Here is an 8,536-nt window from a genome sequence, read left to right on the forward strand (position 1 = left end):
CCGCATTCGCGAGCAAGCCCGCTCCCACATTGGACTGTGGTGTTTTTGAGGGAGGGGTTATTCGGCAGGCAGTGACAGGCGCTGTCCGGCCATCAACAACGACAAACGGCTCAGGCTCATCCACGGCGAACCAGCGGCCTGGCCCTTGATCTGTGCGTCGATGCGTTGCGCCTCCAACAGAAGCTGCGCCCAGCGTTGCGCCGAGTGCCGTTGCAGGGCTTTGCTCATCAGGGGTTTACGCTTGTCCCACACAGGCGGCTTGGCTTGGCTGAAGGCTCGGTCCAACGGTGTCCCCTGGCTGTATTGCAGGGCAATATTGGCCAGCACCCGCAATTCCCGGGCCAGGGCCCAGAGAATCACTGGGGGTTCCACCCCTTCGCCGCGCAACCCTTCGAGCATGCGCAGGGCGTGAGCGGGTTCGCCATTGAGGATTGCATCCACCAGCCCGAACACGTCGAAGCGCGCGCTGTCAGCCACCGCGCCTTGTACGGTTTCGACAGTGATCTGCCCGTCTTCGGCCATCAGCTTGAGCTTTTCGATTTCCTGGGCGGCAGCAAGCAGGTTGCCTTCGACCCTGGCAGCGATCAGCTCAACAGCGTCTTGGGTCGCTGACAGTCCCGATTGGGACAGGCGCTGACGAATCCACTGCGGCAACTGGTTGCTGTCCACTGGCCAGATCTGGATGAACTGGGTCTGCGGACCCTCCACTAACGCCTTGCCCCACTTGGTCTTCTGCGCACTGCCGTCGAGTTTGGGCAAGCTGATCAGCAAGACCGTGTCTTCGGCAGGGCGTGAACAGTATTCCATCAGGGCTGCCGCACCTTTGTCGCCGGGCTTGCCTGAAGGCAGGCGCAGTTCCAACAGGCGTTTTTCGGCAAACAGCGACATGCTCGCACCGGCTTGCAGCAACGTTCCCCAGTCGAAACTGGCGTCGGCGCTGAACACCTGGCGTTCATCGAAACCCTGCTGGCGCGCGGCTACACGGATAGCGTCGGCGGCTTCCTGGCACAGCAGCGGGTCATCCCCACTGACGATATAGACGGGCGCGAGACCACTTTGCAGGTGTTTGGCGAGTTGAGCGGGGGCGAGTTTCATAGGCAGGTCGAACGGGGCGCCAGTGGCGCCCCGTATGCTTTACTCGACAGGGACTTCAACAGGCGATTGTTTCGGCGTGTTGTCTTCATACTCTTTTGCCGCTTTCAGGGCGTCAGCGTCAGCCTTGGCCTTGTTGTCGGCGGTCTGTTGCAGGGCGGCCAGTTTTTCCGGGGTCAGCTGTTGCAGGCGGACCATCAGGCGCTGGACCAGCTCGCGGCGCATTTCCTTGCGGACCTGGATAATTTCCGAGTCCGAACCTACCAGGTTGTTGCCATCGTGGCTGACGACCTTCTGCACTTCAATCTTGTCGCCCATCAATGGCAACTGATCGCGGCCACGCAGCTCATAGACAATTTTCGTGTTCAGCTCAATGTCCGACGAACGACCGGCGCTGGCGTAGCTGAGGTTGCGCTGGGTTTCTTGCTCGTCCGCCAGGAACAGTTTGTAGGTCGCACCGTTGTAGACGTGCACGCCGCTGTTTTCCAGGGTCTGGCGCAACTGCGTCACAGTTTCGCCGTAGGCGTTGCGGGCACTGAGGTCGAGTTCCTTGAGGGTCAGCTCATTGGTGCCGGTACCGCGCAGTTGGAAGCCGCAGGCGCTCAGTAGAACGGCAAGGCCCATTACCAGCAGGTTGCGTTTGATCATTTTGTTGCTCCCCTTGAAACCATGTGGGCCTTATCGAGGCCCTGAAGGCTTTGTTCGACGCAGGGCTCAAGCCCCGCGTCCGATCCGATTAGCTAGCGACGATATTGACCAGTTTGCCAGGCACCACGATCACTTTGCGGATCGTCAGGCCTTCGGTGAAACGCAGCACGTTTTCGTTGACCCGTGCAGCCGCTTCGACCTCTTCGCGGCTGGCGCTGGCCGGCATGTCGATCTGACCGCGCAGTTTGCCGTTGACCTGGATCACCAGTTGCAGGGTGTCCTGTACCAGGGCGCTGTCATCCTGTTTCGGCCAGTTGGCGTCAATGACAGCACCGCTGTGGCCCAGACGGCTCCACAGTTCGTGGCTGATGTGCGGCGTGATCGGCGCCAGCAGCAGGGTGACGGTTTCCAGGCCTTCCTGGATCAACGCGCGGTCCTGCTCGGTGGCTTGCGGGGCTTTTTCCAGCACGTTCATCAGGGTCATCACCTGGGCGATGGCAGTGTTGAACTTGTGGTTCTGGCCCACATCCTGGCTGGCTTGGCGGATAGCCAGGTGAGTGCTTCGGCGAATGGCTTTCTGCTCATCGCTCAAGGTTGCCACGTCCAGCTTGCCCGGCAGGCCTTGGCTGACATGGGCGTGCGCCAGGCGCCAGACGCGCTTGAGGAAGCGGTGCGAGCCTTCGACGCCGGAGTCGGACCATTCGGCGCTCATGTCGGGCGGCGAGGCGAACATCATGAACAGGCGGCAGGTGTCGGCACCGAACTGGTCGATCATCGACTGTGGGTCGACGCCGTTGTTCTTCGACTTGGCCATCTTCTCAGTGCCGCCGATTTCTACCGGCAGGCCGTCGGATTTCAGCTTGGCGCTGATCACCTTGGCTTTGCTGTCGCGCTCAAGCTCGACGTCCGCCGGGTTGAACCAGGTGTAGGCGCCATTGGCTTCGCGGCGATAGTAAGTCTCGGCGATCACCATGCCTTGGGTCAGCAGGTTCTTGAACGGTTCATCCGAACTCACCAAGCCTTCGTCGCGCATCAGTTTGTGGAAGAAACGCGCATACAGCAGGTGAAGAATGGCGTGTTCAATGCCGCCGATGTACTGATCCACCGGCAACCAGTGGTCGGCCGCGGCTTTTTCCACCAGGCCACCCTCATAGTGCGGCGAGGCGTAGCGGGCGTAGTACCACGAGGACTCGACGAACGTGTCCATGGTGTCGGTTTCACGCTTGGCAGGCTGGCCGCATTTCGGGCAAGCGCACTCGTAGAACTCGGGCATGCGCGCCAGCGGCGAGCCAGCGCCGTCCGGCACGACATCTTCTGGCAGTACTACTGGCAACTGGTCTTCCGGCACCGGCACGTCACCGCAGCTTTCGCAGTGGATGATCGGAATCGGGCAGCCCCAGTAGCGCTGGCGGCTGATGCCCCAGTCGCGCAGGCGGAACTGGGTGCGCGAGGCACCGAGGTTTTTCTTGATCAGGGCGACTTCAATGGCGTCGAACGCGCCCTGGAAATCCAGGCCGTCGAACTCACCGGAGTTGATCAGCGTGCCGTGCTCGCCGTAGGCGTCTTGCCACGGGGCCGGGTTGGTGTCGCCCGAGCTGGTACGCACCACGGACTTGATCGGCAGGCTGTATTTGGTGGCGAACTCGAAATCACGTTCGTCGTGGGCCGGCACAGCCATTACTGCGCCATCACCGTAGTGCATCAATACGTAGTTGGCGACCCATACCGGCAGCTTCTCGCCAGTCAGCGGGTGTTCGACGAACAGGCCGGTCGGCAGGCCTTTTTTCTCCTGGGTGGCGACGTCGGCTTCAGCCACGCTGCCGCCTTTGCATTCGGCGATGAAGGCCTGCAGCTCAGGGTTGTTCAGCGCAGCCTGGGTGGCCAGCGGGTGTTCGGCGGCCACGGCAACGTAGGTTGCGCCCATCAGGGTGTCCGGACGGGTAGTGAAGACTTTGAGTGCGCCCGCTTCGCCGATCGAATCGACGTTGTACGGGAACTGCACTTCCATGCCCTTGGACTTGCCGATCCAGTTGCGCTGCATGGTCTTGACCTGTTCAGGCCAGCCCGGCAGGTCGTCGAGGCTCGACAGCAGTTCATCCGCGTAAGCGGTGATCTTGAAGTAGTACATCGGGATTTCGCGCTTTTCGATCAGCGCGCCGGAACGCCAGCCACGGCCGTCGATGACCTGCTCGTTGGCCAGTACGGTCTGGTCGATCGGGTCCCAGTTCACGGTGCCGTTCTTGCGGTAGATCACACCTTTTTCGAACAGGCGCGTGAACAGCCATTGTTCCCAGCGGTAGTAGTCCGGCTTGCAGGTGGTCACTTCGCGAGACCAGTCCACCGCCAGGCCGAGGCTGCGCAACTGGGTTTTCATGTAGGCGATGTTTTCGTAGGTCCACTTGGCTGGAGCCACGTTGTTTTTCATCGCGGCGTTCTCTGCCGGCATGCCGAAGGCGTCCCAACCCATGGGTTGCAGGACATTCTTGCCGAGCATGCGCTGGTAGCGGGAGATGACGTCGCCGATGGTGTAGTTACGCACGTGCCCCATGTGTAGCTTGCCGCTGGGGTAAGGGAACATCGATAGGCAGTAGTAAGTCTCCTTGCCTGGCTGTTCACTGACTTCAAAGGACTTTTGCTCGTCCCAGAAGGTTTGGGCGGCATTTTCTATTTCACGGGGCTGATATTGTTCGTGCATGGCTACTTTTGAACTGAATAGGGGTGGCCTAATCCTCTTCGGTGCAACATTCAGGTTGATCGACACCAAACAGCGGCGCGTCCGTGCCCAAACCCTGCGGGAAGTGGAGTTACAGGAAGCGCCGTAGCATACATGACCCCACTCTATCGAGGGAAACCCTGATTGCGCGGTCGAGGCCGTCTGTCGCGGCGCCGGGCAGGCACAGCCATGGGGACTACGCTGTTTATTGGGGAGCAAGTATTTCTTCAATGAGGTGAGGGGATGGTTGAATCGCAGCGAACTTTAACGAAACCGCAATTGTATGAAGGACTGATCGACCGTTTGGGTCGGGCACTGGATGCTGCAAAAACCGCAGGCCGATTGCGTGATGAACGGCCTCTGGAGCTGGAGTTGCGAGGCTTGAGCCAGGCAGAGCTTGAACTGATCAAGCGCTACCTGGAATTGAATCACCAACGCGTCTCTCCTGGGCAGGCTTCCCTGCCGTCCCAAGAGCCGTCACGTTCGGCCAAGATCATCTGGTTGAAGGACGTGTCCGCCAGTCGAAGTACTGAAAAACTTCGGGCCGTGCGGTGCAAATGAAGCACAGCGTCATCTGCTGGTCTTCTCGAAATATGCTGGTAAGGATTGTCGCTAAACCCCGTTGCATCTAGGCTTCGGGCATCTTTGGAGATGCCCGATGCCTTTTCGTTATTTCATCAAACAATTATTGCTGCCGCCTGGCATTTTTTTGCTGCTGCTGGCGTTTGCCTGGTGGGTTCGTCGCAGTCGCCCACGCCTGGCCGGGTTCTGCTTTGCCCTGGGTTTGGGGGGCATGTGGCTGATGAGCCTGCCAGTGATGGTGCAGTGGGGCGCGCATGTATTGGAGACCGAGCCACCCTTGGCTCGCGAAGAGTGGGCAAACCTGGCTCAACGGGCCGATGCGATTGTGGTACTGGGCTCTGGACGTGAACGTGGTGACCCCGCGTGGGGCACTGATCAGCCCACGGGTATTGGCCTTGAGCGCCAGCGTTACGCCGCGCGGTTGGCCAAGGCGTCGGGGTTGCCGGTGTTGACCAGTGGCGGCTTGCACTACGGCACGCCGCCCAGTGAGGCAGAGTTGATGGCCGTGTCGATGCAAGATGACTTTGGCGTTACCGTGCGCTGGAAGGAAGAACGCAGCCGCACCACATGGGAAAACGCGCAGATGAGTGCGCAGATGTTATTGCCTGAGGGCATCAAGCGCGTCGTGGTGGTGACCCAGGCCTGGCATATGCCGCGTGCGGTCTGGAGCTTCGAAAAGGCCGGTTTCACGGTGGTGCCGGGGCCGGTGGGGTTTCTTGGCGTTGACAACGCCCGACCGCTGGGCGGTTGGATGCCGGAGTTCGTGTCGGTATGGCGCAGCGGGCAGTTGATCAATGAAGCGGTGGGGCAGATAGGCTACCGGTTGTTCTACCGATAACACCGCAAATCCAAATGTGGGAGCTGGCAAGCCAGCTCCCACATTGTCAGGTGTATGGCAGTCAGACGGTTTTGGCCATCCGGCCCGCCAGCAGCGCCCAGCCAAACAGCCCCAGGCACACAATGATCAACGGCCATGAACGCCATTGCAGGTACGGCGTCAGGTTGTGCATCGGCACCACGTCACCGTAGAGAATGCCGCGCTCGAACTGCGGGATCTGCGCGGTGATCTGCCCGAATGGGTTGATCAGGCCGGTCACGCCGTTATTGGTGGCGCGGATCATCCAGCGACCGGCTTCCAGGGCACGCATCTGCGCCATTTGCAGGTGTTGCAGTGGGCCAATGGAGCGGCCGAACCAGGTGTCGTTGCTGATGGTCAGCAGCAGGTCGCTCTGGGCCGAGAGGCCGGCGGCGAATTCCGGGTACACCACTTCATAGCAGATGAACGGCGCAATCTGGTAGCCCTTGGCCTGAAGCATGGCCTGGTCAGAGGGGCCGCGGGCGAAGTCCGACATGGGCAGGTCGAAGAAGGCAATCAGCCCGCGCAGCATGTCTTGCAGTGGCACGTACTCGCCGAATGGCACCAGCTTTTGCTTGAGGTAAGTGCCGTCGCCTTCGCCCACGACGGTGATGCCGTTGAAGTAGCGCTTCTGATGGTGCACTTCCTGGCGAATCGGTACGCCGGTGATCAGCGCGGAATTACGGTCGGCGGCGAACTTGCCCATCATCCCCAGGTAGCCCTCGACGGACTCCTTGAGCACCGGCACAGCGGTTTCCGGCCATACCAGCAGGTCGGCTCGCTTGGAGCTGAAGCTCATGTCGCGGTACAGCGCCAGCTGCGCATTGAGCTGCTCAGGGTCCCACTTCATGCTTTGTTCGACGTTGCCCTGGATCGCGGCCACGCTCAGTGGCGCTCCAGATGGGCTGGTCCAGGCATGGTGCTTGAGGGCCAGGCCGATGGCCCACGGTGCAACCAGCAGTATGAGACCCGCGCCGATAAAGGCATTGCGCTTGCTCGCCAGCAGGCGCGGCAGGTTGCACAGCAGGGCCGCCGTCAGCGCCAGGGCAAAGGAAATCAGCCACATGCCGCCTAGTGGCGCGAGGCCAGTGAGCGGGCCGTCAAGCTGGCTGTAGCCGGAGTACAGCCACGGGAAGCCGGTGAGGAACCAGCCGCGGAAGGCTTCCTGGCCGACCCATAACGCAGCAAAGGTCAGGGCATCCGCCAGCGGTGCCTCATTGCGGCGCAGCCAGCGTGCCCATAGCCAGGCGGGCAGGGCGAAGAACCAGGCAATGGCGGCGGTAAACAGCAGCATCAGGAAACCGGCCAGCAGCACCGAAGCGCCGCCGAAATGATGGATGCTGTAGTAGATCCAGCTAGTGCCGGCGCCAAACAGGCCGAAGCCGAAACACCAGCCACGGCCCAGGGCCTGGCGTGGCGTCAGCTCCCTCAGCCCGACATAGAACAGTCCGACCGCCACCAATGCGAACGGCCATAGATCGAACGGCGCCAGCGCCAGGGTAGTGATGGCGCCGGCCAGCACGGCCAGCAAATTACCGGGCCAGCCGGGTGCGATCAGACGGCGCATTTCAGTCCTTAACGGGCAATAGGAGTCAGGCGAATCAGGTGAATCCGGCGGCTATCGGCATTCAGGATACGGAAGCGATAAGCGCCGATCTCGGTGGTTTCGTTACGTTTTGGCAGATGCCCAAACGCATTCATCACCAGGCCACCCACTGTGTCGAACTCATCGTCGGAGAATTCGCTGTCGAAGAACTCGTTGAAGTTCTCGATCGGCGTCAGCGCCTTGATCAGGAAGTCGCCGCTGGGTAGGGGCTTGATGTAGCTGTCTTCTTCGACATCGTGCTCGTCTTCGATATCGCCGACGATCTGTTCCAGCACGTCTTCAATAGTCACCAGGCCAGCCACGCCGCCGTATTCGTCGATCACAATGGCCATGTGATTGTGGTTGGCGCGGAACTCGCGCAGTAGCACGTTCAGGCGCTTGGATTCAGGCACGAAGGTGGCCGGACGCAGTAGGTCCTTGATATTGAAGTTGTCGCCATTCTCCTTGAGGATCAACGGCAGCAGGTCCTTGGCCAGCAGGACACCCATGACGTCGTCATGGCTTTCACCGATCACCGGGTAGCGCGAGTGCGCCGAGTCGATCACGGCCGGGAGGAATTCCCGCGGGGTCTGGGTCGCCTTGATGCTGATCATCTGCGAGCGCGGGACCATGATGTCCCGTACTTGCAGGTCAGCCACCTGGATGGCGCCTTCGACGATGGCCAGCGCTTCGCTGTCCAGCAACTTGTTCTGATGGGCCTCGCGCAGCAGCTCCAGCAGCTCCTGGCGGTTTTTCGGCTCGTGGGCAAAAGCCTGGGTCAGTTTACCCAGCCATGACTTCTGCCCGTTGCTCGATCGGTCTTCGCTCATAGCGATTACTCTGAATCCTTTGTCGTATGGGTTAAGTGTTGATCAGTTTTCGTCATCTGCATAAGGGTCAGGGTGACCCAATTCTGCAAGCAACGTTTGTTCCAGGGTTTCCATTTCCTCGGCTTCGTCATCGTCTATATGGTCGTAACCCAAGAGATGCAAGCAGCCGTGGATGACTAGATGGGCCCAATGGGCCTCAAGTTCCTTGCCCTGTTCCTTTGCTTCACGCT

8 protein-coding genes are annotated in these 8,536 nt (G+C 60.5%); 2 read left to right on the forward strand and 6 right to left on the reverse strand.

Annotated elements, in window-relative coordinates; translation table 11 throughout:
- Positions 1–57: 57 nt before the first annotated feature.
- The 3 genes from holA to leuS form a co-directional block, all read right to left on the reverse strand.
- Positions 58–1,095 (reverse strand): DNA polymerase III subunit delta, encoded by a 1,038-nt coding sequence (gene holA / locus ACRESD_RS01765; RefSeq protein WP_431749360.1) that lies wholly within the window; start codon positions 1,093–1,095, stop codon positions 58–60.
- A gap of 39 nt (positions 1,096–1,134) precedes the next feature.
- Positions 1,135–1,740: an LPS assembly lipoprotein LptE gene (gene lptE / locus ACRESD_RS01770; protein ID WP_431749361.1), complete on the reverse strand. Its 606-nt coding sequence runs from the start codon at positions 1,738–1,740 to the stop codon at positions 1,135–1,137.
- 88 nt (positions 1,741–1,828) lie between these two features.
- Positions 1,829–4,435 carry a leucine--tRNA ligase gene (leuS, locus tag ACRESD_RS01775; RefSeq protein WP_431749362.1) on the reverse strand — a complete coding sequence of 869 codons (2,607 nt, stop codon included), beginning with the start codon at positions 4,433–4,435 and terminating at the stop codon, positions 1,829–1,831.
- A gap of 261 nt (positions 4,436–4,696) precedes the next feature.
- On the opposite strand from leuS, the gene ACRESD_RS01780 reads away from it, so the two are divergent.
- The gene (locus ACRESD_RS01780) at positions 4,697–5,014 is read left to right on the forward strand and encodes a hypothetical protein (protein WP_431749363.1); all 318 of its coding nucleotides are present in this window, start codon (positions 4,697–4,699) and stop codon (positions 5,012–5,014) included.
- Between the two features lie 97 nt (positions 5,015–5,111).
- Entirely contained in the window at positions 5,112–5,873 is a 762-nt protein-coding gene (locus ACRESD_RS01785) for a YdcF family protein (RefSeq protein WP_431749364.1), read from the forward strand.
- 61 nt (positions 5,874–5,934) lie between these two features.
- On the opposite strand, the gene lnt is transcribed toward ACRESD_RS01785, so the two are convergent.
- The 3 genes from lnt to ybeY all read right to left on the reverse strand — a co-directional run.
- Positions 5,935–7,458, reverse strand: coding sequence for an apolipoprotein N-acyltransferase (gene lnt / locus ACRESD_RS01790; protein WP_431749365.1), 1,524 nt, complete (start codon positions 7,456–7,458; stop codon positions 5,935–5,937).
- A gap of 8 nt (positions 7,459–7,466) precedes the next feature.
- A complete protein-coding gene (locus ACRESD_RS01795) occupies positions 7,467–8,306 on the reverse strand; it encodes an HlyC/CorC family transporter (protein ID WP_017735641.1) in 840 nt (279 codons plus the stop codon).
- 42 nt (positions 8,307–8,348) lie between these two features.
- Positions 8,349–8,536: rRNA maturation RNase YbeY (gene ybeY / locus ACRESD_RS01800; protein WP_431749366.1), on the reverse strand; the 188-nt coding region annotated here is incomplete at its 5' end.

Source organism: Pseudomonas sp., from assembly GCF_050739995.1.
Lineage (GTDB): Bacteria > Pseudomonadota > Gammaproteobacteria > Pseudomonadales > Pseudomonadaceae > Aquipseudomonas.

What these genes read in the sequence shown, in the direction of transcription:
- holA (WP_431749360.1), bottom strand. Translation starts at nt 1,095, where the DNA reads ATGAAACTCGCCCCCGCTCAACTCGCCAAACACCTGCAAAGTGGTCTC.
- lnt (WP_431749365.1), bottom strand. Translation starts at nt 7,458, where the DNA reads ATGCGCCGTCTGATCGCACCCGGCTGGCCCGGTAATTTGCTGGCCGTG.
- leuS (WP_431749362.1), bottom strand. Translation starts at nt 4,435, where the DNA reads ATGCACGAACAATATCAGCCCCGTGAAATAGAAAATGCCGCCCAAACC.
- lptE (WP_431749361.1), bottom strand. Translation starts at nt 1,740, where the DNA reads ATGATCAAACGCAACCTGCTGGTAATGGGCCTTGCCGTTCTACTGAGC.
- ACRESD_RS01785 (WP_431749364.1), top strand. Translation starts at nt 5,112, where the DNA reads ATGCCTTTTCGTTATTTCATCAAACAATTATTGCTGCCGCCTGGCATT.
- ACRESD_RS01780 (WP_431749363.1), top strand. Translation starts at nt 4,697, where the DNA reads ATGGTTGAATCGCAGCGAACTTTAACGAAACCGCAATTGTATGAAGGA.
- ACRESD_RS01795 (WP_017735641.1), bottom strand. Translation starts at nt 8,306, where the DNA reads ATGAGCGAAGACCGATCGAGCAACGGGCAGAAGTCATGGCTGGGTAAA.